This window comes from Bradyrhizobium barranii subsp. barranii (genome assembly GCF_017565645.3).
GTDB classification, from domain to species: Bacteria; Pseudomonadota; Alphaproteobacteria; order Rhizobiales; family Xanthobacteraceae; genus Bradyrhizobium; species Bradyrhizobium barranii.
In genome coordinates this window covers 7,128,728-7,151,840 of record NZ_CP086136.1, presented here as the reverse complement: position 1 = coordinate 7,151,840, position 23,113 = coordinate 7,128,728, and the positions used below count along the sequence as shown (strand labels likewise).

The 23,113-nt window shown below is 66.1% G+C and carries 19 protein-coding genes; 14 read left to right on the top strand and 5 right to left on the bottom strand.

From position 1 onward, the window contains the following. The first annotated feature begins 112 nt into the window (after positions 1-112). Together J4G43_RS35050 and J4G43_RS35045 are read left to right on the top strand one after the other, a co-directional pair. Entirely contained in the window at positions 113-1,531 is a 1,419-nt protein-coding gene (locus tag J4G43_RS35050) for an MFS transporter (protein WP_208087716.1), read from the top strand. Positions 1,532-1,650: 119 nt separating this feature from the next. Further along, positions 1,651-4,050, top strand: a complete 2,400-nt coding sequence (locus tag J4G43_RS35045; RefSeq protein ID WP_208087715.1) for a bifunctional diguanylate cyclase/phosphodiesterase — start codon at positions 1,651-1,653, stop codon at positions 4,048-4,050. 3 nt (positions 4,051-4,053) lie between these two features. On the opposite strand, the gene J4G43_RS35040 is transcribed toward J4G43_RS35045, so the two are convergent. Next, the gene (locus J4G43_RS35040) at positions 4,054-4,488 is read right to left on the bottom strand and encodes a hypothetical protein (RefSeq protein ID WP_028148540.1); all 435 of its coding nucleotides are present in this window, start codon (positions 4,486-4,488) and stop codon (positions 4,054-4,056) included. A gap of 79 nt (positions 4,489-4,567) precedes the next feature. On the opposite strand from J4G43_RS35040, the gene J4G43_RS35035 reads away from it, so the two are divergent. Further along, on the top strand, positions 4,568-5,155 hold the full coding sequence (locus J4G43_RS35035) for a hypothetical protein (protein ID WP_063982254.1): 588 nt from the start codon (positions 4,568-4,570) through the stop codon (positions 5,153-5,155). Positions 5,156-5,217: 62 nt separating this feature from the next. Further along, complete coding sequence (locus J4G43_RS35030) at positions 5,218-5,817, top strand: YdcF family protein (protein ID WP_208087714.1); 600 nt, start codon at positions 5,218-5,220, stop codon at positions 5,815-5,817. Between the two features lie 70 nt (positions 5,818-5,887). Here J4G43_RS35030 and J4G43_RS35025 read toward each other — a convergent pair whose 3' ends face one another. After that, a complete protein-coding gene (locus J4G43_RS35025; RefSeq protein WP_014493975.1) occupies positions 5,888-7,231 on the bottom strand; it encodes an aminotransferase-like domain-containing protein in 1,344 nt (447 codons plus the stop codon). A gap of 185 nt (positions 7,232-7,416) precedes the next feature. Here J4G43_RS35025 and J4G43_RS56095 point away from each other — a divergent pair, with 185 nt between their 5' ends. Next, positions 7,417-7,779, top strand: coding sequence for a DUF1127 domain-containing protein (locus J4G43_RS56095; protein WP_225005290.1), 363 nt, complete (start codon positions 7,417-7,419; stop codon positions 7,777-7,779). Between the two features lie 18 nt (positions 7,780-7,797). Here J4G43_RS56095 and J4G43_RS35015 read toward each other — a convergent pair whose 3' ends face one another. Together J4G43_RS35015 and J4G43_RS35010 are read right to left on the bottom strand one after the other, a co-directional pair. Beyond that, entirely contained in the window at positions 7,798-8,223 is a 426-nt protein-coding gene (locus J4G43_RS35015) for a universal stress protein (RefSeq protein ID WP_071917342.1), read from the bottom strand. A 60-nt stretch (positions 8,224-8,283) separates the two neighbouring features. Further along, positions 8,284-8,820 carry a SixA phosphatase family protein gene (locus tag J4G43_RS35010; RefSeq protein WP_038956013.1) on the bottom strand — a complete coding sequence of 179 codons (537 nt, stop codon included), beginning with the start codon at positions 8,818-8,820 and terminating at the stop codon, positions 8,284-8,286. Between the two features lie 93 nt (positions 8,821-8,913). Here J4G43_RS35010 and J4G43_RS35005 point away from each other — a divergent pair, with 93 nt between their 5' ends. The 9 genes from J4G43_RS35005 to J4G43_RS34965 all read left to right on the top strand — a co-directional run bounded on the left by J4G43_RS35005 (position 8,914) and on the right by J4G43_RS34965 (position 22,600). Beyond that, positions 8,914-10,350 (top strand): NAD(P)/FAD-dependent oxidoreductase, encoded by a 1,437-nt coding sequence (locus J4G43_RS35005; protein WP_208087713.1) that lies wholly within the window; start codon positions 8,914-8,916, stop codon positions 10,348-10,350. Between the two features lie 108 nt (positions 10,351-10,458). Then, entirely contained in the window at positions 10,459-10,971 is a 513-nt protein-coding gene (gene msrB, locus J4G43_RS35000; RefSeq protein ID WP_166090468.1) for a peptide-methionine (R)-S-oxide reductase MsrB, read from the top strand. Between the two features lie 291 nt (positions 10,972-11,262). Further along, positions 11,263-13,542, top strand: coding sequence for a flagellar hook-basal body complex protein (locus tag J4G43_RS34995; protein WP_166342621.1), 2,280 nt, complete (start codon positions 11,263-11,265; stop codon positions 13,540-13,542). 34 nt (positions 13,543-13,576) lie between these two features. Further along, positions 13,577-15,460 carry a flagellar hook-associated protein FlgK gene (gene flgK, locus J4G43_RS34990; RefSeq protein WP_208087712.1) on the top strand — a complete coding sequence of 628 codons (1,884 nt, stop codon included), beginning with the start codon at positions 13,577-13,579 and terminating at the stop codon, positions 15,458-15,460. A 20-nt stretch (positions 15,461-15,480) separates the two neighbouring features. Then, on the top strand, positions 15,481-17,355 hold the full coding sequence (locus J4G43_RS34985) for a flagellar protein (protein WP_208087711.1): 1,875 nt from the start codon (positions 15,481-15,483) through the stop codon (positions 17,353-17,355). Between the two features lie 72 nt (positions 17,356-17,427). Beyond that, complete coding sequence (locus tag J4G43_RS34980) at positions 17,428-18,210, top strand: methylenetetrahydrofolate reductase (protein ID WP_208087710.1); 783 nt, start codon at positions 17,428-17,430, stop codon at positions 18,208-18,210. Beyond that, a complete protein-coding gene (locus tag J4G43_RS34975; RefSeq protein WP_208087709.1) occupies positions 18,200-19,849 on the top strand; it encodes a hypothetical protein in 1,650 nt (549 codons plus the stop codon). Before J4G43_RS34980 ends, J4G43_RS34975 begins: the two co-directional genes overlap by 11 nt. A gap of 1 nt (position 19,850) precedes the next feature. Next, entirely contained in the window at positions 19,851-21,104 is a 1,254-nt protein-coding gene (locus J4G43_RS34970; RefSeq protein WP_208087708.1) for an ATP-grasp domain-containing protein, read from the top strand. Further along, a complete protein-coding gene (locus tag J4G43_RS34965; RefSeq protein ID WP_208087707.1) occupies positions 21,101-22,600 on the top strand; it encodes a pyridoxal phosphate-dependent decarboxylase family protein in 1,500 nt (499 codons plus the stop codon). Before J4G43_RS34970 ends, J4G43_RS34965 begins: the two co-directional genes overlap by 4 nt. A 79-nt stretch (positions 22,601-22,679) precedes the next feature. Here J4G43_RS34965 and flbT read toward each other — a convergent pair whose 3' ends face one another. Then, positions 22,680-23,105 (bottom strand): flagellar biosynthesis repressor FlbT, encoded by a 426-nt coding sequence (flbT, locus tag J4G43_RS34960; RefSeq protein WP_071912194.1) that lies wholly within the window; start codon positions 23,103-23,105, stop codon positions 22,680-22,682. Between the last annotated feature and the right edge of the window lie 8 nt (positions 23,106-23,113).

Sequence of the window (23,113 nt, the reverse complement as noted above, 5' to 3'; positions counted from 1 at the left end):
GGTCATCCCGCGCGGCGTTCGCGTATGACGCATCTATCATTCGGTCATTGTCGAAACATGACGGCGGGCTGGTAGCGTATGTTTCGCATGGGGCTGCAACCGAGGCGGCAGCATGCGAGCCAGCACCATCAAATATGAACCCCTCGACGACGGAGCCGGCGCGCAGCGTGCCGGCTCGCGCCTTGCGACCTCCCTCACGCTTGCCGCGATGAGCCTCGGCTATGGCGTGGTCCAGCTCGACGTCACCATCGTCAACACCGCGCTGGATGCGATGGGCAAATCGCTCGGCGGCGGCGTCGCCGAGCTGCAATGGGTGGTCAGCGCCTACACCATCGCCTTTGCCGCCTTCATTCTGACCGCCGGTGCGCTCGGCGACCGCATCGGCGCCAAGCGCATCTTCATGGCGGGGTTCGCCATCTTCACCGCGGCCTCGCTCGCCTGCGCAGTGTCGCCCAATGCGGCCGTGCTGATTGCAGCGCGGCTGGTCCAGGGGCTGGCGGCGGCGATCCTGGTGCCGAATTCCCTGGCGCTGCTCAATCATGCCTATGCGGACGACCGCGCGCGTGGCCGCGCCGTGGCGGTCTGGGCCGCCGGCGCCAGCCTGGCGCTCACTGCCGGTCCCTTCGTCGGCGGCGCACTGATCACGCTGGTCGGCTGGCGCGCGATCTTCCTGGTCAACCTGCCGATCGGTCTTGCCGGCTTGTGGCTGAGCTGGCGCTACGCCAGCGAGACCACGCGGTCGCGCGCGCGAGAGATCGATCTGCCCGGCCAGCTCGCCGCGATCGCTGCGTTGGGCACGCTTGCCGGCGCGATCATCGAAGCTGGCGCGCTCGGCTGGAGCCATCCAGCCGTGATCGCAGCATTCGTCGCCTCAGCCGCATTCGCGGTGCTCTTCGTCTGGCGCGAGAGCCGCACCGTGCAGCCGATGCTGCCGCTGTCGCTGTTCCGTCACCAGCTGTTTACCCTGACCACGATCGTCGGCCTCCTCGTCAACATCGCGATCTACGGCCTGATCTTCGTGCTGAGCCTGTATTTCCAGAGGATCAACGGGCTGTCGGCCTGGTGGACCGGGCTCGCCTTCGTGCCGATGATGGGGGCGGTGCTGCCCGTCAACCTGCTGGCGCCGCGTCTGGCCGAGCGCATCGGCTCGTGCCCGACCATCGTGGCCGGCGCCTGTATCTCGGCGCTCGGCTGTCTCGGACTGCTCTGGACCGAAGCCGGGACCAGCTACTGGGCGATCTTTGCGCAGATGATCGCGATCAGCGGCGGACTTGGCCTGCTGGTGCCGCCGCTGACCTCCACCTTGCTCGGCAGCGTCGACAAGGCCCGCTCCGGCATCGCCGCCGGCGTCCTGAACGCGACGCGGCAGACCGGCAGCGTGCTCGGCGTTGCGCTGTTCGGCTCGCTGGTGGCCTCGGATAGTGCATTCATGATGGGCCTTCACCAGTCGCTAATCATATCGGCGGCCGTCCTGCTGCTCGCCGCCGCCGTGATCGGCCTCGGCGCAAATGCACCTGACGCAAGGACGTAAGGGCACTCAATGTGAGCGATCCCACACATTCTCTGTTCACCATTCCCGAAACCGGCACATAGCCGGTTACCGACTGTCCATCTCTGCCGGCTCTAGTGCGGCTGGAATAGGGGCCGGCAATGTATCAAGTTCTTTACTGCCTGACGGATCAGCATGATTGGCGTCTGGTCGCACTCGGCGGAGCGGTGTGTCTGCTCGCCAGCGCGGCGGCGATCAGCCTGTTCCACCGCGCGCGTGCGGCGCGCGGGGGAGCTCGCGTATCGTGGGTCGCGCTTGATGCCGTCGTCGCCGGCGGCGGCATCTGGGCAACCCATTTCATCGCGATGCAGGCTTACGGTCCTGGTGCGGGCGGCGCTTACAACATTCCGCTGACGGTCCTGTCGCTGATCTTCGCGATCGCGGTCACCTTCATCGGGCTGAGCATCTCGGTGTCGGTGACGCGGGCGGGCCTGGTTGCGCTCGGCGGCGCCGTCGTTGGTGGCGGCGTTGCCGCCATGCATTACACCGGCATGATGGCGCTCGAGATTCCCGCGCACATCGGCTGGACGACCGGCACGGTGACGGTCTCGATCATCCTCGGCATCGTCCTTGGGTCGCTTGCCCTGGTGGTTGCGGGCCGGCGCGACAGCCTTGCGGGCGCGCTCGGCGCGACGGTGCTGCTGACGCTTGCCATCGTCTCGCATCATTTCACCGCCATGGGCGCCGTGGAGCTGACGCCGGATCCTGCGGTCGTGATCAGCGGCCTGTCGATCCCGCCGGCCTCATTGTCGATCCTGACCGCCAGCGCCGCCGCTGCGATCATCGCGATCGCGCTCGCGGCGGCTCTGCTCGACCGCCGCGCCAAGGGCGAACTGGGACGCCAGCAGGTCGTGCTGGATACCGCGCTCGAGAATATGTCGCAGGGACTGTGCATGTTCGATGCGGATGGCAAGATCCAGCTCTTCAACGAGCGCTACGCAGCGTTGCTCGGCCGCACCGACATTCCGCTCGCCGGCCGCCTGCTCGTCGACGTGCTGCGGGAAGAGCAGGCCAAGGGCCAGTGGCAGGGCGATGCGGGCGAATTCTTCGCGCGCCTCGTGGCCGACGCGCGCGAGGGCCGCACGACCAGCCAGGTCGTCACCCGGTTCGGTCGTTCCATCCGCGTCGTCAACCAGCCGATGCAGGGCGGCGGCTGGGTTGCGACCTTCGAGGACATTACCGAATGGCTGGAGGCGCAGGCCAAGATCTCGCACATGGCGCGCCATGACGCGCTGACCAATCTGCCGAACCGCGTGCTGTTCCACGAGCAGCTCGAGCAGGGACTGGGCCGGGCGAAGTCGGGCGACCAGCTCGCGGTGCTGTGCCTCGATCTCGATCACTTCAAGGACATCAACGACTCGCTCGGCCATCCCATCGGCGATGCGCTGCTCAAGGAAGTCGGTCGCAGGCTGAAGGCCACTGTCGGCGCGAGCGACACCGTGGCGCGCCTCGGTGGCGACGAGTTTGCCGTGGTCCAGATCGGGCGCTCCGAGGAAGCCGCGGCGCGAGCCCTTGCCGGCCGCCTCGTCGAGGTGATCTCTGCGCCTTACGAGATCGACGACCATCAGTTCGTGATCGGCGTCTCGATCGGCATCTCGCTGTCGCCGCAGGACAGCGATAATCCGGACGAGCTGTTGAAGAACGCCGACCTCGCGCTGTACCGCGCCAAGGCGGACGGCCGCGGTACCTATCGCTTCTTCGAGACCGGCATGGATGCGCGCGCGCAGGCGCGGCGGCTGCTGGAGATGGACTTGCGCGCGGCGTTGCTGCGCGACGAGTTCGAGGCGTACTACCAGCCGATCCGTGACGTCGCCAGCGGCCGCGTCGTCGCCTTCGAGGCGCTGTTGCGCTGGAACCATCCGCAGCGCGGCCTGATCGCCCCCATCAACTTCATTCCGGTGGCCGAGGAGACCGGCCTCATCGTCCAGCTCGGCGAGTTCGTGCTGCGCAGCGCCTGCAGTGACGCCGCCACCTGGCCGGACGACGTCGATGTCGCCGTCAACCTGTCGCCGGTGCAGTTCAAGAGCCCGAACCTGATCGCATCCGTGACCGATGCGCTGGCAGCCTCGGGGCTCGCGGCGCGGCGGCTCGAGCTCGAGATCACCGAATCGGTGCTGCTCCAGAACAGCGAAGCGACGCTGACCACCCTGCACGAGCTGCGGGCCATGGGCGTACGGATCTCGCTCGACGATTTCGGCACCGGCTATTCGTCGCTGAGCTACCTGCGCAGCTTCCCGTTCGACAAGATCAAGATCGACCGCTCCTTCGTGTCGGAGCTTGCGACGCGCGAGGATTCCATGGCGATCATCCGCGCCGTGACCGGCCTCGGGCGCAGCCTCGGCATCGTCACCACGGCGGAAGGCGTCGAGAACGACGCGCAACTCGAGCTGCTGCGGCGCGAGGGCTGCACCCAGGCGCAGGGCTATCTTTTCAGCAAGCCGCGGCCCGCATCCGATGTCGCGTTGATGCTGAACCGGCCGCGGCTGCTCGCCTCGGCCTGATGTCTAGCCGCGGCGCAGCGCGAAATGCGCGCCGCAAAACGCCATCACGGCGCCAAGACATAGCGCGGCCAGCCCGGCGAGCACGCCCGAGACGGACGGGATCGGGCTCGGCGCCGCGGCCACCTGGCCCGCACCGGCAAGCAGCAGCACGCCGACCGCGATCAGGAATTGCCGCATCCGCTGCGGGATCTGCCCGGAGACGGCGCTTTGCATCAATGTCGCCGTGAAATAGCCGCCGGAGAAACCGACCGTGGCAATCAGCCACCAGGCGATCGCTGCGCCCGCGGGTATGAATTCGTGCGTGTCGGAATGCCAGAGCCCGCCGAGGTCGAGCCCGTAGCGCGCGCCCAGCATGTGCACCGCGAGCGCGAGCAGCACGCCGGAGATCACGGCGGCACCGAGAATCAGGCGGCGCGGAAAAAAGGTCGTCTCAGCCATGCCCCGCTTGTAGGATGGGCGAGGGCGATCGCGCAAGCCGATCGCAGGCAGGATTGCGCGGACGGGATTGATTGTGGGGATGCAGGTTTCGGGAGCGCAAGGCCCGTCGGTCACGAGCTACGCCTACAAGGCGTCGCTGATCGGCTCGGCGCATCGTTTCGAGCTGACGGACGAGGGCCTGTCCTGGCACATCGCCGGCCGCTCCGGCCTGTGGCGCTATGACGAGATCTCGGCGATCCGGCTGTCGTTTCGCCCGGTGTCGATGCAGCAGCACCGCTTTCGCGCCGATGTCAGCCACACCGGCGGCGGCCGCGTCAGGATCCTGTCGACGAGCTGGCAGACCGCGGCGCTGATGGCGCCGCAGGACAACGGTTTTCGCGATTTCATCATCGAACTGCACGCACGTATGGCGCAAGCCGGCAGCCGCGCCGAATTGACCGCAGGCCTCGGCCGCAAGACCTATGCGGCGGTGCTGGCCTTCCTGGCGGTGCTGACGGTGGCGATGACGGGGCTTCTGATCCGCGCGCTCATGATCGGGGAGTTCGCCGGCGCCCTGTTCATCATCGGCTTTGCCGCACTGTTCGCCTGGCAGGTCGGCGGCTTCGTGCGGCGCAACCAGCCGCATAGCTACAGTTTTGATCGTGTGCCGAAGGCGTTGCTGCCTTAGGTGCAATCGGCCGCAATCAAACGTGACTTCGTGCTCCTGCGCCGGTGTCGCATCGTGCTGTCATGCCAACCATGGATCGCAACAGGCGCCAGCCTACAGCGGATGAGATCGTCGAAATCAACCGTACGCATCTGATCGATACGCCGCTGCGGCCGGCCGATCTGTTGTTCATGTTCGGCACCCGCGAGGACGTTGGCTTGCGCGCCGACACCGCCGCGAGGCTGTGGCGCGAGGGCCTTTTCCGCAGGTCGATTGTCAGCGGTGGTGTGACGCCGGGCTCGGAGCAATCTGAGTGCACCATCATCAAGGCAGCGATGGTCGCGGCCGGCATTCCGGCGGACCTCATCCTCGAGGAACATCGCGCAATGAACACCGGCGAGAACGTGATCTTCTCGCTGCCGATCATTGATGCAGCGCTTGGACTGCGAAACATCCGGAGCGTGATCTGCCTCGGCAACACCTGGACGGCGCGCCGCTACCCGATGACGCTGCACCGGCACTGGCCTGAAGCCGAGAAGATGCTGCTCACCGTCGACAGCTTTGCGACGCCGCGCGCGCTCTGGCACACCGATGTCGAGTTTCGCCGGCGTGTCCTGCACGAATGGGACAAGATCGAGCCGTACAAGGCGAGGGGCTTTATCGCGGAATGGGCGACGGCCTGAGCGGCGAAGGGCCGGATCTTTGTCGTGACGCGTTTTCGAACCGGTATCACTTCGCTCGCAACGCTCTGGCTTACTCCGTCGAGTCGAAATCCTCTTCCTTGGTGCCGAGCAGCGACACGAGCGTGCGCAGGCCGGAATCGAGCTGCTCGAGCGAGGGCGGGGCGAGCGCGAGCCGCACCGCGTTCGGTGCATGTCCGTGGGCAATTGCAAACGTCGAGGATGGCGTCAGTGCGATGCCGCGCCGGGCTGCTGCGGCGACGAAGGTCTGCGAGCGCCAGTGTGGTGGCAGCGTCAGCCACAAATGATAGGAGCGGGCGTCGGCCGCGATCTGGTAGCCGGCAAGCAGCCTTGCCGCGGTCTGCTGCCGGCGCGCAGCGTCGATCCGTTTCAGCCGCGTCAGCTCGGCGACGGTGCCGTCGGCCATCAGCCGCTGCCCGGACGCCAGCGCGTGGCCCGAGGCGATCCAGCCGCCGGTCCGGACTGCGCTCATCACGCTCTCGCGCAGATGCGGCGGGGTGACGAGGATGCCGAGCGCGAGGCCCGGTGCGACCTTCTTGGACAGGCTGTCGATCACGATGCAACGGTCCGGCCCGAGCGCTGCCAGCGGCGTGTCGTCGGCGAGGAAGCCGTAGACGGCGTCCTCGATGATGGTGAGATCGAGCTTCTCGGCGACGCGCATGATGTCGGCGCGCCGCGTCGCGTTCATGGTGACGCCGAGCGGGTTCTGAATGATGGGCTGGAGATACAGCGCCGACAGATGCGCTTCGCGATGCGCCTTCTGGATCGCATCGGGACGCGCGCCGTATTCGTCCATCGGAATCGGGACCAGCGTCACGCCGAGCCGCGCGGCGATGCTCTTGACGTAAGGGTAGGTCAGCGCCTCGACGCCGCAGCGGCCGCCGGTGGGAACGAGGGCGGCGAGCGCGGCGGCGAGCGACTGCTTGCCGTTGGCGGTGAAGACGATCTGCTCGGCCTGCGGCGTGAAATCCTTGCGCGCGAGATAGGCGACGGCCGCATTGCGCGCGCTCTTGGTGCCGGTGCTGGTCGAGACGCGCAGGGCGGATTCGAGCGCATCGACGCGCTCGAGCCCGGCAAGGCTCTTGGCGATCATCGCCCATTGCTGCGGCAATAACGGATAATTGACCTCGAAATCGATCCGCGCGTCGCGCGGCTCGCTCAACGCCTCGACCTCGCGCTTGATGTCGCCGGAGATGAAGGTGCCGCGGCCGACCTCGCCGACGACGAGCCCGCGGCGAAGCAACTCCGTATAAACCCGGCTCGCGGTCGAGACCGCGATGCCGCGGTCATAGGCAAAGTTGCGCTGTGGCGGCAGCCGGTCGCCGGGCCTTAACGTGCCTTTAGTGATATCGGCCGCAATGGCATCGGCAAGCTTCACGTATTCGAACTTGGACATTATTGCACCGAGAGCAATGTTTTACTTGCTCCGAGTAGCGTACTGGAGCATTTAAGTTCCATCAAGTTCCGCGATTGAGCCGAGGAGAGCGAGAGCAATCCGATGGCAAATGAGGTGCAGGCGCTCACAGCGTCCGCGCCAACGGCACCTGCTTCGCCGCGCGGACTGTAGGCCGGAGAAGAAAGATGACCACGATCTCGCAAACTGCCGGGCGGAGTTTACGCCCATCCTCGTCGGGCGGATTTTTCAGCACGCTCGCCAACGCCGCCCATGCGCTGTTCGATCGCCTGGAGCGTCGCTCTGCCGTCAAGACGCTGAACGAGCTCGACGACCACGCCTTGCGCGACATCGGGATCACGCGCAGCCAGATCGAGGACGCCGTCTATGGGCAGTTCAAGGCAGAGCTGACGCGGTATCTTTGTTCGGCCGCCACGCCCGCAAGTCCGGGCGTGGTGACAATGCCTCCGCGTCGTCATTGCGAGCGGAGCGAAGCAATCCAGACTGCCACCGCGGAAAGACTCTGGATTGCTTCGCTGCGCTCGCAATGACAGCGTTTGTTGTGGCGCTCAGTGCCTGACCACCAGCACTGAGCACTTGGCGTAGCGCACGACGTGCCCGGCGTTGGAGCCGAGGAAATAGGTGCGCATCGCCGGCCGGTGCGAGGTCATCACGATCAGGTCGGCCTTCATGTGCATGGCCTCCTCCAGGATCTCATGATAGATACCGCCCTGTCGCACCACGCTGGAAATGCGCCCCGTCTCGATGCCTGACTCCCGCGCGACGATGGCGAGCGCTTCCTCTGAGGTCTGGCGCTGCTGCTCGTCGAAATCGGCCGGGACGTATTCGGCGAGCATCACCGGCGTCATCGGCAGCACGTTGAGCAGTCGTATCGATCCGCTCCAGGTCTGCGACAGCGTTATCGCGGTCGCGAGCGCCGGCTTGGCCAGATCGGTGTCGGCGAGGTCGATGGGCACGAGGATGGACTTGAACATCTGCGCCTCCCAATTGACCAAGCTGGGATCAACCGGTCGAGACGGCGCGCCCCGCGCGTCTCAACCCGATCGAAGCAGCTTGGGGCTGACGAACAGCACCAGTTTGCCGCGGCGGTAGGCCACGTCACCCCAATCCTTGACGTCAAAGTCGAAGATCGCAAGCCCCGACGTGGGCAGATTGTGAGCGAGCGCCTTGGCGCCGGCCGGATCGCCGCCGCCCATCAGCATTAGCGCGGCCTCGTGCATGCCGGGATTGTGGCCCACCAGCAGCAACTGCTTCGGGTTGGCCGGAACGGTTGCAGTGCGAATGGATTCCAGGATCTGGGCGGGATCGGCGCCGTAGAGTTCGGGCAGGACCTCCACCTGCGGCGCTGCGACGCGGTCCTTCATCGTCTCCCAGGCAATGTCCCAGGTCTGCCGGGCCCGGACGGCATGCGACACCAGCACGGCCTTGGGGAAGGGGGGATGGGTGGCGAGCCAATCCCCGATCTGCGCGGCGTCCTTGTGGCCGCGGTCGTCGAGGCGACGATCCTGGTCACGGCCGCTCGGCGCGTCAGTCTCGGTCTTGGCGTGACGCAGCAGCATCAAACGGCGCATGGCATTCTCGAATCGTTACGCGTCCAGAATAATCTACAGGCGCCGGTTGAGGACAAGGTGACAAGGGCCCGATCGGTCCTTTAAGGAAACGACATGAGCGAGACTTTCACAAGCGTGTCCCAGGAAGAAGCCGGCTTTCGTGAACGCACGCGACTGTCGTTTGATCTCGATGCCGACATCTGCGTGATCGGGGCCGGGCTTGCCGGGCTCTCCATCGCGCTGGAGGCAGCCCGGCTCGGAGCCAGCGTCGCGGTGCTCGAGGGCCGCCATGTCGGCTGGAGCGCCTCCGGAAACCAGCTCGGCACCGTGATGCCGGGCTTTGCGCTGCCGCTCGCCGATCTGATCGAGCGCATCGGCTTCGAGGACGCGCGCGAATTGTGGACGCTGGCGAAGGAGGGCGCCGAGTTCGTCCGGGCCAACGCCACCGAAGAGAACATGCCCGGCATTGGCCCGAGCGATGGCGTGCTGGAGGTCTCCAACGTCGATGCCGGCGACCGGCTGATCAGCCGGTTGCAGATGCTCCACGAGGATTTCGACACGGAGGTCGAGGGCTGGCAGGTGGATCGCGTCCGCGAGGCGCTCAAGACCGACCGTTACTTCCACGGCGTCTATTATCCCCGGGCGTTCCAGCTCGACGGCCGCAAATATGTGCACGGCCTCGCGGCGCTGGCGCGGCGAGCGGGAGCGCGCATCTTCGAGGATACGCCGGTCGTCAGCATCGATCATTCCGGCATCCGCAAGCGCATCGTCACGCCCTCGGCGCGGCTGCGCGCCACCCACATCGTGCTCGCCGGCAACATCCACCTCGGCGCGCCCTTGAGGCGCCTGTCGGAGACGCTGCTGCCGGTCTGGCGCTATGCCGGGATTACCGCGCCGCTCGGCGAGCGCGTGCACGAGATCGTGGCGTTCAAGGGATCGGTGATGGATTCCGACGGGATCGACCATTTCCGTGTCGTCGACGGCGACCGGCTGATGTGGGAAAGCCCCGAGACCACCTGGGCCGCGCGTCCGCAGCGCTTTGCGGGCGCGGTCAGGCGGCGGATCAGATCGATTTTCCCCCAGTTCGGCGATGTCGAGATTACCGACATGTTCGGCGGTGTCACCGGCCAGACCGTGCACGGCATGCCGCAGATCGGCCAGTTGCGCAAAGGCCTGTGGGTGGCGAGCGGGTTCGGCCGCCAGGGCATGAACACCTCGGCCATGGCCGGGCAGCTGATCGCGCGCAGCATTTTGTGGGGCGACGAGCGCTGGCGGCTGTTCTCGCCGTTCGAACTGGTCTGGGCGGGCGGCACGACCGGGCGGGTCGCGGGCCAATTGGTGGGAGTTTGGGGCAGGGCGAGTTCCGCCGCCGCAGGCTCGCTCGCCCGCTACCGCGAGCGTGCGCGGGTCAAGGACCGGGAACGCGAGGCGCGCCTCGCTGAAGCCAACCGGGCCGCCGGCACTGGTCCTCGCCGTCCGCCGCCCAGCGTCCGGCCGCAGCCGGCCCCTCCGCCGAAACCTGTGGCCGAGGATGTGGAACCGGCCTCGTAGGAACAGGGTGTCTCGCGATAAGTTGAGAAAAACCCCGCCCGGACGTGTAACGTCGGCCGTTAGAGCCCGTATCTCAGAGCGTGGACTCCCCCGCGCACGGAGAATCAGATGTTTGACCGCCGCATCCTGCTGACAACTGTTGCCGGCCTGTTCGGCCTTTCGGCCTTCCGCTGGTTGAGAGGAACGCCCGCCGAGGCTGGAGAGAAGGCCGCGCAAAAATTCGAGATCGAGAAGACGGACGCCGAGTGGCGCGCCCAGCTCACGCCGCAGCAATATGAAATCCTCCGCAAGGAGGGCACCGAGAGGCCGGGCTCCAGCCCGCTGCTCAAGGAACACCGCAAGGGCATCTTCGCCTGCGCCGGCTGCGACCTGCCGCTGTTCGCATCCGACACCAAGTTCGAGAGCGGCACGGGTTGGCCGAGCTTCTACCAGCCGATCGAAGGCAATGTCGGCAAGACGGAGGACCGTACCTTCGGCATGGTGCGCACCGAAGTGCATTGCCGGCGCTGCGGCGGCCATCTCGGCCACGTCTTCGACGACGGTCCGAAGCCGACCGGATTGCGCTATTGCATCGACGGTTTCGGGCTGGTCTTCCACCCGGCCGCCGCGTCGGCAACGTAGGTCTCGCTGAAGTCATTCCGGAGCGATGCGTGAGCATCGAATCCGGAATCTCGAGCTTCTCAGGTGCGCAATTGCGAACCTGAGTTCGGTGCTGCGGGCCGCCCCGGAATGACCCGATGCCCCGGCAATTGTTGCCGGCCCGGCAATTGTGCCCCGGTCATCCGACCGGGGCCTTCCCATTCAAGTCATTGATTTCCTGAGAATACCCGCATTGGCATAGCCCTTGCGACTGTCTCTTCCGACTGCGGCCATGGTCGACCGGCCGCCGAGATCGGATCTGGAGACAAAGTTATGGGTATCTTCGATGCAATGAACACCTCGGTGGGTGGCCTGCAGGCGCAGTCCTACGCGCTGCAGAACATTTCAGGCAACATCGCGAACTCATCCACCACCGGTTACAAGGGCATCGGCACCAGCTTCGTCGATCTCATCCCCGACGCCTCGGTCCCGAGCAAGCAGGTCGCGGGCGGTGTGACGGCCAACGCCAAGGCGACCATCACCACCCAGGGTACGATCTCGTCCTCCTCCGTCGCGACCAACATGGCGATCACCGGCGACGGCTTCTTCTCGATCCAGAAGGCGACTAACGTCGTCGACAACTTGCCGCAGTTCAGCGGCGTCACCTATTACACCCGCCGCGGCGACTTCCAGCTCAATTCCAACGGCAACCTGGTCAACGGTGCCGGCTACTACCTGATGGGCGTCACGGTCGACCCCAAGACCGGCAACCCGACCGGCAATGTGGCGTCCGTCCTGAAATTCCAGAACAACTTCATCCCGGCACAGGCGACAACCTCGATCCAGTACGCCGCGAACCTGCCGAGCGTGCCGAACACGGGGGCGAGCTCGACCGCGGCGAGCGGCACGCTGCTGGCGGCCGGCGGCCTGAACCCGTCCGATTTCGCCGCCAACCCGCTGATCGTCGGCACGCCGCCGCCGCCTTATTCGAATGCGACGGTCTCCGGCGCGGCGGCCACCGGCAATCTGCGCTCGGCCTATACGGCGACGACTGCGACCGGCACGGTGGCGCTGCAGGACAACGCTTCGGCGGTGGCAACTGGCAGCACGTCTCTCGATGCGGGCTTGGCCACGCATCTCAACACCAGCCTTCTCACCAACCTGGCCGGCAAGTCGTTGACGGTCAACGGCCAAACAATCAACTTCGACAACACCGTCTCGGGCGTTTCGACGGTTGCGGGCCCCCCGGCGGTCACTACGATTGGTCTGAAGTCGCCCACCAGCGCACTGATGTCGGATGTCCTCAGCGCGATCGCGTCTGGAGCCGGCGTTCCCGCCTCCAGCGTGACTATGAATGCCAGCGGCAACATCCAGATCACGACCAGCACCACGGCCGACGTGACGATCGGCGGCACTGCGGCAGGATTGCTCGGCGTCAGCAGCGTGACGCGCGGCGGTAACGTGCTGTCCACTCCCGCGATTACGAGTGGTACACAGCTCGGCGGCACCGCGACGCCCGGCGGGGCGGAAGTCCTCTCGACGCCCTTCGTGGTCGGCAACACGATCCAGGTCAACGGCACGGGAGCTGCCAATACGATCACCTTCGTGGCCTCCAACGCTACCCCTCCGAACCAGATCAACATCACCGACTCCATAGCGACTCTGCTCAGCCAGATCGACACGCTCAGCGGTGCGAGCGGTTCTTCGATCAGCAACGGCGTGATCACCCTGAATACCGGTATCGCCAATCCCACCTTGACGGTGACGAGCCCCAACAACAGCAGCGCCTTCGCCGCGCTCGGCTTCACGTCGTCCATCTCCAAGAACCGCGGCGGTGGCGGCACTGCCGGCACCGGCGGCGTGATCGGCAACGACATCGCCACGTTCACCAAGGAATCGATCAGCGGCGGTGCGGTCACCGCCTACAACGCCGCGGGCACGCCGGTGAACCTGCAGCTGCGTTGGGCCAAGACCGACAGCGTCTCGCTGGGCACCGGCCATTCCGACACCTGGAACCTGTTCTACCAGACCGATCCGAATGCGACCGGCACGACGGTCGGCTGGGTCAACACCGGGCAGGCCTTCACCTTTGCCAGCGACGGCTCGCTGACCTCGCCGAGCGGATCGGGCATCACCATCAACAACGTCAGCGTCGGCGGCCAGTCGCTCGGCTCGGTCGCCTTCAACATGTCCTCGGGCGGGCTGACGCAATATGCCAGCACCAGCGGCGCGGTGACGATCAACACCATCACGCAGAACGGCTACGCCGCCGGTCAGCTCCGCTCGGTTGCCGTCAACAACAGCGGCCTCGTGGTCGGCACCTTCTCCAACGGCCAGAACCTCAACCTCGCCCAGGTGACGCTGTCGCACTTCAACGGCACCAATTACCTCAAGGCCCTCGACGGCGGCGCCTACGCCGCGACCGAACAGTCGGGCACAGCGATCGACGGCGCGTCGGGCAGCATCAGCGGCTCATCGCTGGAAGGCTCGAACACCGACATCGCCGACGAATTCACCAAGCTGATCGTGACCCAGCAGGCCTATTCGGCCAACACCAAGGTGATCACGACGGCGAATTCGATGGTGCAGGATCTCTTGAACGTGTTGCGCTGATCGGCGCGTGACGTAACCAAAGGCGGCTAGTGATATGGGTTTGAGTTCAGCCCTCGCCAGTGCGATGAGCGGTCTGCGTGCCAACCAGGCCGCGCTCTCGATCGTCTCCTCGAACGTCGCCAACTCGCAGACGCCGGGTTACGTCGTCCAGAGGCCGAACCAGATCGAGGTCACCACCGGCGATTTCGGCTCGACGGCGATGACGACCGGCGTCAGCCGGGAGCTCGACACCTTTGTGCAGAACCAGCTGCGCACCGAGACCGGCGGCAGCGGTTACGCCGACCAGATGGCCAACATCCTGAAGCAGCTTCAGAGTGTCTACGGCACGCCCGGCAACAGCGGCACGCTCGAAACCGCGCTGAACAAATTCACCACGGCGTTGCAGGCGCTGTCGACCAGCGCCGGCTCGTCGTCGGCGCAGACGGTTGCCCTCGGCGCGGCGCAGGCGTTGGCGAAGCAGCTCAACGTCACCACCAACGGCATCCAGTCGCTGCGCTCCAACGTCGAGCAGGATCTCGGCACCTCGTCACAGCAGGCCAACGCGGCGATGCAGCAGGTCGCCGACATCAACACCAAGCTTCAGGGCTTGTCGGCAAACGACCCGTCCGCCGCGACGCTGATGGACCAGCGCGACCAGGCCATCAACACGCTGTCGAAATATGTCGACGTTCGCGTCACCACCGACGGTTCGAACCAGGCCAATATCTACACCACGACAGGCATCCAGCTCGTCGGCGCCGGGCTCGCCTCGCAATTCACCTTTGCCTCCGCCGGCGCCCTTTCGGCGACCTCGCTCTACAACATCGATCCGGCCAAGTCCGGCGTCGGTGCGCTCAACATCAAGCTGCCGAACGGCTCGCAGCTCGACGTCGTCGCCAACAACGTGGTCTCCTCCGGCCAGATCGCGGCCGACCTGAAGCTGCGCGACCAGACGCTGGTGCAGGCGCAGAACCAGATCGACCAGCTCGCCGCGACGATGTCGAGCGCGCTGTCGGACAAGACCACGGCCGGCAGCGCGGTCTCGGGCCCGCAGGCCGGATTCGATCTCGACCTTGCCGGTGCGCAGCCGGGCAATACGGTCAACATCACCTACAAAGACACGGCGACCAACACCCAGCGCCAGATCACGCTCGTCAACGTGACCGACCCGGCGGCGCTGCCGCTCCAGAACGCCACCAATGCCAACCCGATGCGGGTGGGCGTCAATTTCTCCGGCGGCATGAATGCGATCGCCGCTGCGCTCAACACCGCGCTCTCAGGCTCGCACCTGACGTTCTCCGCCGCTCCGTCGCCGGCGACGGCCACGACGCTGCGGGTGACCGATGACAATACCGGCCTTGCCCAGGTCAATTCGGCCTCGACCACCAAGACGATCTCGTCGCTGACCTCGGGCAGCCCGCAGCTGGCGGTGTTCACCGACGGCGGGCAGGCGCTCTACACCGGTGCGATCACCGCCTCGGGCTCGCAGATGACCGGCCTTGCCGGGCGCATCGCCGTGAACACGCAGCTGGTCAGCGATCCCACGCGGCTGTCCGTCTACAACACCTCGCCGGTGACGCCCGCCGGCGATACCACGCGCTCGGACTATCTCTATTCGCAGCTCACCAATGCGGTGTTTTCCTATTCGCCGACGACCGGCCTCGGCTCGGCGAACCAGCCCTTCACCGGCAGCGTCTCGAACTACCTCCAGCAGTTCCTGAGCGTCCAGGCCAACGCCTCGACCCAGGCCACCCAGCTCCAGCAGGGCCAGAGCGTCGTGGTCTCGACGCTCCAGGCCAAGTTCGACTCGACCTCCAGCGTCAACCTGGACTCGGAGATGTCGAACCTGATCCAGCTTCAGAATGCCTATGCCGCCAACGCCCACGTCATGTCGGTGGTGCAGAGCATGATGAACACGTTGATCCAGGCTCAAGTGTAACCAGTACAGGGTTCTGAAAGATGTCGATCAGCAGCATCAACTACTCTTCGTCGGTCCTCGGCGCGCAGATCCGCAACATCAATCAGCAGCTTACCGACCTGTCGACGCAGCTCGCGACCGGCAAGCTGTCGCAGAACTATTCCGGGATGGGCGCCAACGAGGGCTTTGCGATCGCCGGGCGTTCGCAGCTCTCCAACATCGCCGCCTATACCGACACGATCACGAATGTGAACGTGAACATCAACCTCGCCAATACCGCGCTCCAGTCGCTCACGACGATCCGCAACACGGTGCAGACCGGCTCCGCGAGCACCGCGCAGGATCTCAACGTCAACGGACAGACCGTCGCGCAGAACACGGCCGCTTCGCAGTTCGGCTCGATGGTCGGTGTTCTCAACACGCAGTCGGGCAACCGCTATCTGTTCTCCGGGACGGCGTTCAACACGCAGTCGGTTGCCAATGCCGGCGACATCATCAACGGCACGACCACGCAGGCGGGCTTCAAGACCGTCATGGCGGAACGCCAGGCCGCCGACCTCGGCGCCAACGGCATGGGGCGGCTGGTGCAGACGCAGCCGACGCCGAGCTCGGCGCGGGTATCCGAGGACGTCGCCGGATCGCCGTTCGGAATGAAGATCGCGGCGGTGTCCTCGACGCTGACGGGTGCGACGGTTACCGGCCCGAGCGGCTCGCCGGTGTCGTTCTCGGTCGATCTCAACGGCCTCAACCCGAACGACGGCGACAAGCTGAGCGTCCAGTTCACGCTGCCGGACGGCACCACCGGGCAGGTCGACCTGACCGCGTCCTCGGCCACGCCGACGCCGATCGGCAGCTTCGCGATCGACGCGACGACTCCCGGCAACACCGCCACGAATCTTAACACGGCATTGAACACCGCGATCACGAAGCTCGCGAACACGTCGCTCGTCGCGGCATCCGCGATCACGGCCGGCGACAATTTCTTCAACACCGCAAGCTCCGCGATCGGTGCGCCCGTCAACAACCAGGCGGCGCCGCCGGCTCCGATCAGCGGAGCAACGGCGCTGTCCGGCGCCAGCCCCTCGAATTCGATCTCGCCGGGCTTCGCCGCCGGCGACACCATCACCGTGAACGGCACCACGCTGACCTTCGTCAATTCGGGCGCGACCGGCAACCAGCTCAATGTCGGCGACAGCATCCAGACGCTGATGAGCAAGATCGACCAGATCACGGGCACGTCGAAGCCTTCGACCGTGCATGGCGGCTCGATCACGATCAACACGGACGACGCGGCGAGCCTCAACATCACGACCTCGAACACGGGCGCACTCAACGCGCTCGGTTTCGGCTCGACGCCGGTCACCGCGACGCAGCCGCCATTGCGCGTCGGTTCTTCACCGGCAAGTTCGGCGACGACGCTGGTCAACGGCTCGGCCAATACCGTGAAATGGTACACCGGCAATGACGGGCCCGGCTCGCCGCGCTCCACGGCGATGGCGCGGGTGGATGATTCAGTCACGGTGCAATATGGCGCGCAAGCCAACGAGGACGCGATCCGCCAGCAATTGCAGGCGATCGCCGTGTTCGGGACGTTCTCGACCTCGCCGACCAGCCAGTATGCGGGCGGTCAGGTCTCCGCGCTGAGCCTGCGGGTGACGCAGTCCCTGACGAAGCAGCCCGGCCAGCAGCACATCGAGGACATCCAGACGGACCTCGCGATGGCCCAGAACACGATGAAGGACGCAGGCACGCGCCAGACCCAGGCCAAGGCGCAGCTCCAGTCCATCATCGACCAGGCGGAATCGGCCTCGCCGGATCAGGTGGCGAGCGAGCTCCTGTCGCTCCAGAATGCGCTTCAAGCGTCCTACCAGGTTACCTCGAAACTCGCGCAGCTGTCGCTCGTCAAGTTCCTGTAACGGCGCATTAAGACGCCGTTAACCATGCCTCTTTACCTTTTGGAGAGGAGTTGAGCGGGGCGGGGGCCGTCGATGTCGGACAAGATGCAGCTGGTGGTGGCCACGCCGTGCTTCGGCGGGCAGGTCTCGAGCATTTATGCGAGCTCGATCTTCGCGCTCCAGCGCGCCGTGCACGGCATGTCCAATCTTGAGCTCAAGGTGCTCATGCGCGACGGCGATGCGCTGATCACGCGCGCGCGGGCCAATCTGGCCGCGATGTTCCTCGACGATCCAAAGGCGACCCATTTCCTGTTCATCGACGCCGACATCGGCTTCAAGCCCGAGCAGGTGTTCCGGCTGATCGAATGCGGCGCGGATGTCGTCGCCGGCTGCTATCCGATCAAGCGGGTCAACTGGGACAAGGCGAGGCGGGCGATCGAGTCCGGCCGCACGGATGTGCCGGCGGCCGCGCTCGATTATGTGCTCGAGATCGAGGATCCCGACCGCATCGTGGTGGTCAACGGTTTTACCCGCGTGCGCTACGCCGGCACCGGCTTCCTGATGATCCGCCGCCACGTGCTGGAGGCGATGTGCCGCCACCCCAACTATGCCGGCCTGCAATTCTTCCGCGAGCACTCGCACGACACGCTGGCGGCGAGCCAGAACCGCTTCGCGCTGTTCGAATGCATGATCGATCCGGCGACGGGGACTTATCTTTCCGAGGACTTCGCCTTCTGCAAGCGCTGGACCGACATCGACGGCGAGATCTGGGCCGACATCGAGAGCTCGCTGGATCACGTCGGGCCGTCGGTGTTCCACGGCGACATCGCCTCGCAATTCGCAGCCGCGCCCGCGGCAGCTGCCGATGCGGCGTGAGCCTTCCGGGATGAGCGCCGGCGCATCCGGTCTGTCTGTCCCCGAGCGCACATTCGACGGCGGCTCGCGCTACCGCCTGCGCGATCTCTTCACACCATTGGACACGCTTCTCGTCTCCGGCGGAGATCCGCGGCTGGCGCTCGACGCAGGGGATCGCGTCAACGCCTATGGCTGTGCAGCCTCGCCGGAACCGGAGATCTGGAATTTCGCCTCCTCGACGGCATCGACGATCTCGCAATCCGCCTATGACCGCGCCGCGCTGGCGCGCGAAGAGCTGATGCACAGGTGCCTGTTCGACGAGGTCGAGATCGCCTTCGATGCGCGCGGCGAGGCCATGCGCGAGGAGTTGCGCGGCCATCTCCAGCTCTCGCCGCGCGTCGACGTCGTGTTCTCGCCGTCTGGCACCGATTCCCAGCTTCACGCCCTGTTCCTGGCCCGTGCGGTGCTCGGCGCCCCGCCAGTGACTATCGTGGTCGGCGCCGACCAGACCGGTAGCGGCACGGCCCATACCGCGCGCGGTCACCATTTCAGCTCCATGACCGCGAGCGGCCTTGCCGTGCGCAAGGATGGCGCGGTTGCCGGACTCGCCGGCGCCAGCGTGACGTTGCCGCTGCTTCGGGCCGGGCCCGGGATCGCGATGCGCGCCGACACCGATGCCGCGGTGCTGGAGGCGATCGAAGCGACGATCGCGCAAGGTGCGCCCGTGCTGCTTCAGATCATGGATTCCTCGAAGCTCGGCTGGCGCGCGCCGGGCGTGGCCTGTCTCGATGAGATCGCGCGGCGCTGGCCGCGCAAGGTTCAGGTCGTCGTCGACGCCTGTCAGGCGCGGCTCGGCCGCCGCCGGCTGCGCTCCTATCTCGATCGCGGCTACATGGTGCTGATCACCGGCTCGAAATTCTTCGGCGGCCCTGCCTTCAGCGGCGCGCTGCTGGTGCCGAAAGGGTTTTCGCGGTCGCTCGACCGGATTGAAGGGATTGCGCCGGGCTTCTTCGACTATGCCGGCCGCTGCGATTGGCCGACGGCCTGGACGGCGCTGCGCTCACGCTTCGAGCGCCGGCCGAATTTCGGACAATGGCTGCGCTGGGAGGCGGCGCTCGCGGAGATCGGCAGCTACTACGCCGTGCCCGGAGCTTTCCGCGTCAGGGCGCTGGCCGAGCTTGCCGCCGGCATCGACAGCATGATCGCGCTGTCGCCGTCGCTTCAACCCGTTCCAACGGCGACCGAGAAGACTGCCGGGGACGACGAGGAGTTCGCGCAGGCCACGATCTTTCCGTTCATGCTGCTGCGCGACGGCAAGCCGGTCTCGATGGCCGAGACCGGCGCCGTCCATCGGGCGCTGCGGCGTGACATGAACGACGAAATCAGCGGCAGCGCGGCGGACCGGCAGATCGCCGTCCAGCGCAGCCTGATCGGCCAGCCGGTCCGGCTGGAGCGGCAGGACGATGCGCCGCAAGCCGTGCTGCGCCTCTGCGTCGGCGCCCGGCTCGTGACCGAGGCCTGGTCGCCGGATATGGCGCAGGCACGACGCAATGTGCAGCACCTGCTCGATCGCATCGCCCATGTCCTGGTGAAGATCGAGCTGCTGCTTGACCGCGGCGCAGCCGCAACCGCACCGGAAAAGTCCGCGTTCGAGGTATGAGATGCAGCATCCAGTTTCCGCGCCGATCGGCGTGACCGTGCCGAACTATGCCGACCGCATCGGCTTTGCGCAGCTGACGCGCCAGGCGTTCGAAGGTGTCGATCTGCAGCCACTGCGCGATCAGCTCGTCACGCGGATCACGGAAGGAGCAGCGCACGCGGGCGAAGGCCTTGACCTATCGCTGATCGTCCAGCTACTCGGCGACAAGGCGGCGGGGCTGGCGATCCAGTCGGAGGTGCTGACCTTCCATCAATTGTTTCGCACGCCCGCTGCGGCTCCGAAGCCCGGCTTGCGCGTGCTCGCCCTTGCGGCCGACATCGACATGGGTGGCAACACGCCGATCGAATTCCTGCTCGAAGGCTCCGATTTCGAGCTGCTGACGCTCTATGTGACCAAGGATGTCGGCTTGCCTGAAACGTTGCCCGATCACGACGTTGCCATCGTGGTTGCATCCGATTCCGAGGAATGCCGGGAAACACTGGCCCTGATCGAAAAGGCTGCGCCGCGCTGGCCGCGGCCGCTGCTCAATCGCCCCGATCTCATCGGCAACCTCGATCGCGACAAGCTGTATCGGCTGCTGGCCGGCATCCCTGGTCTCGAGATTCCATCGACCATCCACGCGACGCGCGCGCAATTGACGGATCTCGCGCAGGGCCGGATCGCTTGCGAGGACATCGCCGGCGAATTACGCTTTCCGATGATCGCGCGGCCGCGCGGCACGCATGCCGGTGTCGGGCTCGCGAAGCTCGACGATGCGCCGGCACTCGCGGCCTATCTCGCCGAGCGCGAGGAGCAGGATTTCTTCGTCGCGCGCTTCGTCGATTATGCGAGCCCCGACGGGCTCTATCGCAAATATCGTCTCGCCATGGTCGACGGCAAGCCCTACGCCTGCCACATGGCGATCGCCGATCGCTGGGACATCTGGTATCTCAACGCCTACATGGCGTTCAGCGAGGAGAAGCGGGCTGAAGAGGCCGTCTTCATGCTGGACTTCGACCACGCCTTCGCCGCGCGCCACAAGGCCGCGCTCGACGAGATGAGCCGGCGCGTCGGCCTCGATTATTTCATCTTCGATTGCGCCGAGAACCAGAACCGCGAGCTGCTGGTCTTCGAAGCCGACAACACCGCCGTCGTGCACAACATGGATCCGCCGGTCGTGTTTCCGTACAAGCCGCCGCAGATGCGCAAGATCTTTGCCGCGTTCACGGCGATGCTGTCGCGGCACGCAGGAGAGGGCAAGGCGAGCGCAGCATGAACGAGATCATCCGCAACGCGCAAAGCTCCGTCGTGCAGGCTTCGCTCGATCCGCAGGACTGGAGCGAATTTCGCACGCTCGCCCATCGCATGCTGGACGAGGCGATCGACGGCATCGCCAATGTCCGCGCGCGGCCGGTGTGGCAGCCGATTCCCGACGGCATCCGCGCGGCATTGAAGGCCGACGTGCCGCGCGAGGCGAGCGACCTTGCCGATGTTTATCGCGAATTCGCCGAGCATGTCGCGCCCTATGCGACCGGCAATGTCCATCCCGGGTTCATGGGCTGGGTGCATGGCGGCGGCACCGCGGTCGGCATGCTCGCGGAGATGCTCGCAGCTGGCCTCAATGCCAATCTCGGCGGACGCGATCACATGCCGATCGAAGTCGAGCGCCAGATCGTCGCGTGGATGCGGCGCCTGTTTGATTTCCCGGGGATTGCGAGCGGCATCTTCGTCACGGGCACGTCGATGGCCAATTTGATGGCGGTGCTGGTGGCGCGCACCGCTGCGCTCGGGACGCTGGCGCGGCAGCACGGCATCGGCAATGACGGCGCGCTGCTCACGGCCTACACGTCGCAGGCTGCGCATGGCTGTGTCTCCAGGGCGATGGACATTGCCGGGCTCGGCACCGATGCGCTGCGCAAGATCGGCGTCGATGCCGATCATCGCATCGACGTCGCCGCGCTGCGCGCGCAGATCGCGATCGACCGCGAGGTCGGCTTCAAGCCGTTCCTGGTGGTCGCATCTGCCGGCACGGTCGATATCGGCGCGATCGACGACCTCAAGGCCATCGCTGCGCTGTGCCGCGAGGAGGGAATCTGGTTTCACGTCGATGGCGCCTTCGGGGCGCTCGCGATCTTCTCGCCCGAGCTCGCGCCCATGCTCGGCGGCATCGAGCTCGCCGATTCCATTGCGCTCGACTTCCATAAATGGGGGCAGGTGCCCTACGACGCCGGCTTCCTGCTGGTGCGCGACGGCGAGCAGCACCGGCAGGCCTTTGCGCAGCCGGCGGCCTATCTGCGCCGCGAGGCGAGGGGGCTTGCGGCGGGCGCGGTCTGGCCCTGCGATCTCGGCCCCGACCTGTCGCGCGGCTTCCGCGCGCTGAAGACCTGGTTCACGCTGAAGACGTTCGGCACCGACCGGCTGGGCGCGGTGATCGCGCGAAGCTGCGCGCTGGCGAAGTATCGGGAGACGCGCGTGCTGGCCGAGCCGCGGCTGGAATTGCTGGCGCCGGTGAACCTCAACATCGTCTGCTTCCGCTACCGCGCCGACGATGCGGTCAATCGCGAGATCGTCGCCGATGTCCAGGAGTCCGGCGTTGCGGCGCCCTCGAGCACGACGCTGGACGGCAGGTTCGCGATCCGCGCTGCCATCGTCAATCACCGTACCGACGAGACGGACATCGACGCGCTTGTGGCTGCGGTGCTGGAGTTCGGCGCGCGGCGGATCGGCGGTGGTCTGATCGAGGTCGAGGCGCCGCCGCTGGCGGCGCAGTGACCAGGAACGCAGGTGAAACGACAACGGCCCCGGACATGATCCGGGGCCGTTGTCATTTGGGCAGGCTGATGCGTGCCGATCAGGCGGCCGAGCTGACGTCACCCTTGGGATGCGTCGCTTGGTACTGGTCCCGCAGCTTCTCTTCATAGGCGATCAGCTTGCGGGCATCCTTCAGCGCCCGGTAGAGATCGCCGCTCATGATGTTGTTGTTGATGCTTTCGATGATCGGCCAGGCGCTCGGCACCGCGGTGACGATGTCGCGCACCAGGTTGAAGTAGGTGCCGTGCTGGCTCTGCGGATCCGGCGAGATGTACATGAGCTGGACCGCGAGATAGACGAGCTTGGCCGGCGTGTCGGCGGTCTCCGGCGTGAGGATGTCGCGCTCGCGCAGGATCGGCACGTTGTCGCCGTCGATCAGGAGGCGGGCGCGCTGGTCGGTGTTGGTGATCACCGAATTGCCGACGATGATGCGTTCGTGCGGTTTGAGCTCAACCTTGAGAGCCATGCCTGTTC

Excerpts from the sequence above, each read along its gene's own strand:
- J4G43_RS35010 (WP_038956013.1), bottom strand. The coding sequence starts at position 8,820 with ATGCGCCGTTTGATGCTGCTGCGTCACGCCAAGACCGAGACTGACGCG.
- J4G43_RS35045 (WP_208087715.1), top strand. The coding sequence starts at position 1,651 with ATGTATCAAGTTCTTTACTGCCTGACGGATCAGCATGATTGGCGTCTG.
- flgK (WP_208087712.1), top strand. The coding sequence starts at position 13,577 with ATGGGTTTGAGTTCAGCCCTCGCCAGTGCGATGAGCGGTCTGCGTGCC.
- J4G43_RS35030 (WP_208087714.1), top strand. The coding sequence starts at position 5,218 with ATGCCAACCATGGATCGCAACAGGCGCCAGCCTACAGCGGATGAGATC.
- J4G43_RS34970 (WP_208087708.1), top strand. The coding sequence starts at position 19,851 with ATGCAGCATCCAGTTTCCGCGCCGATCGGCGTGACCGTGCCGAACTAT.
- J4G43_RS56095 (WP_225005290.1), top strand. The coding sequence starts at position 7,417 with ATGACCACGATCTCGCAAACTGCCGGGCGGAGTTTACGCCCATCCTCG.
- J4G43_RS35035 (WP_063982254.1), top strand. The coding sequence starts at position 4,568 with ATGCAGGTTTCGGGAGCGCAAGGCCCGTCGGTCACGAGCTACGCCTAC.
- J4G43_RS34980 (WP_208087710.1), top strand. The coding sequence starts at position 17,428 with ATGTCGGACAAGATGCAGCTGGTGGTGGCCACGCCGTGCTTCGGCGGG.
- J4G43_RS35015 (WP_071917342.1), bottom strand. The coding sequence starts at position 8,223 with ATGTTCAAGTCCATCCTCGTGCCCATCGACCTCGCCGACACCGATCTG.
- flbT (WP_071912194.1), bottom strand. The coding sequence starts at position 23,105 with ATGGCTCTCAAGGTTGAGCTCAAACCGCACGAACGCATCATCGTCGGC.
- J4G43_RS34985 (WP_208087711.1), top strand. The coding sequence starts at position 15,481 with ATGTCGATCAGCAGCATCAACTACTCTTCGTCGGTCCTCGGCGCGCAG.
- J4G43_RS34965 (WP_208087707.1), top strand. The coding sequence starts at position 21,101 with ATGAACGAGATCATCCGCAACGCGCAAAGCTCCGTCGTGCAGGCTTCG.
- msrB (WP_166090468.1), top strand. The coding sequence starts at position 10,459 with ATGTTTGACCGCCGCATCCTGCTGACAACTGTTGCCGGCCTGTTCGGC.
- J4G43_RS34975 (WP_208087709.1), top strand. The coding sequence starts at position 18,200 with ATGCGGCGTGAGCCTTCCGGGATGAGCGCCGGCGCATCCGGTCTGTCT.
- J4G43_RS35005 (WP_208087713.1), top strand. The coding sequence starts at position 8,914 with ATGAGCGAGACTTTCACAAGCGTGTCCCAGGAAGAAGCCGGCTTTCGT.
- J4G43_RS35040 (WP_028148540.1), bottom strand. The coding sequence starts at position 4,488 with ATGGCTGAGACGACCTTTTTTCCGCGCCGCCTGATTCTCGGTGCCGCC.
- J4G43_RS35050 (WP_208087716.1), top strand. The coding sequence starts at position 113 with ATGCGAGCCAGCACCATCAAATATGAACCCCTCGACGACGGAGCCGGC.
- J4G43_RS35025 (WP_014493975.1), bottom strand. The coding sequence starts at position 7,231 with ATGTCCAAGTTCGAATACGTGAAGCTTGCCGATGCCATTGCGGCCGAT.
- J4G43_RS34995 (WP_166342621.1), top strand. The coding sequence starts at position 11,263 with ATGGGTATCTTCGATGCAATGAACACCTCGGTGGGTGGCCTGCAGGCG.